Genomic DNA, 1,186 nt, shown 5'->3' with positions numbered 1-1,186 from the left:
CCCAAGACACATACACTTTGAATAGTCGACACTTAATAACCTGAATTACTGAGAGTTTGCGAAAAGTAGAATAACACTAGGCGACCCAAGAGAGATTGTATAAAGCAAAGACAAACACTGGAATCGCGGCAACCAAGCTATCAATACGATCAAGCACACCGCCATGACCAGGAAGCAGATTACTACTATCTTTAATACCGCGTTGTCGCTTAAACATACTCTCTGTTAAGTCACCAATTATTGAGATTGAACCAGTAATAATTGAAATGACTGCAAACTGTATAGTCATTGCGAAATTATGTTCTAGCAAATTACTAGCAATCAGAGATAACAATAGACAAGCAGCCAGACCGCCCCAGGCTCCAGCCCACGATTTTCCAGGGGAAACTTTTGGTGCTAATTTCTTCTTACCAAAAGCTCGGCCAGCGAAATAAGCCCCCGTATCCGCGGCCCACACTAACATCAAGATATAAAAAATAAGCCAAAGAACATTTAAGTCAGCTAAGGGCGCATATTCACTTGAGCGTAGAAAAACTAAAGCCTTCCACAAAGGAGCAAGCACAACAAAACCAAGCAGTAACTGAACTATTTTCCCCTTCCACAGGGAAGATGATTCTGGAAAAGTCATGACCAGAACACATGCCAAGGCCCACCATGCAACAGAAAGTGTTAATACCCAGGGAAGAGACATACTGCCGACAAGCAAAAATAGGAAAACCGCCATAACGAGAGCATAAACCACTCGCGCTGCAGAAGCGCTCACGCCTGAAAGGTTAGCCCATTCCCAGGCACCTAAAATAACAATAGCTGCGACAAACCAAGAAAAATACTCTGGAGGCAGTAAAAAAACACCCCCCAAAACAAGTGGAGCAAGAATTAAAGCTGTAATTATTCGTTGTTTTAACACAAAAAGAGTCCCGTGATTATTTACTCGGCCTGATCCAACTGATCATCAGTTTGCCCAAAGCGCCGCTTTCGTCCAGCATAGGCTTTTAAGGCTTCCAGCATCTGTTCCTTCTTGAAATCGGGCCAGTACAAATCGGAAAAATAGAATTCTGCGTAGGCCAATTGCCATAACATAAAATTGCTGATGCGCTGCTCACCCGCAGTGCGAATCATTAAATCAGGTAAAGGCAAGTCACCCAAAGAGATATGTGATTGAATTAAGTCTTCGCTCACATCTTCA

Annotated in this window: 2 protein-coding genes; both read right to left on the bottom strand. The window is 43.0% G+C overall.

Annotated features, from left to right (window positions below):
- Window positions 1–76 precede the first annotated feature (76 nt).
- Complete coding sequence (locus A3763_RS19605) at window positions 77–907, bottom strand: phosphatidate cytidylyltransferase (RefSeq protein ID WP_068508223.1); 831 nt, start codon at window positions 905–907, stop codon at window positions 77–79.
- Window positions 908–927: 20 nt separating this feature from the next.
- Window positions 928–1,186: undecaprenyl diphosphate synthase family protein (locus tag A3763_RS19600; protein ID WP_197482996.1), on the bottom strand; the 259-nt coding region annotated here is incomplete at its 5' end.

Source organism: Oleiphilus sp. HI0128, assembly GCF_001635365.1.
The sequence above is the reverse complement of the archived record's forward strand: the minus strand, read 5'-3'. Positions and strand labels throughout refer to the sequence as shown.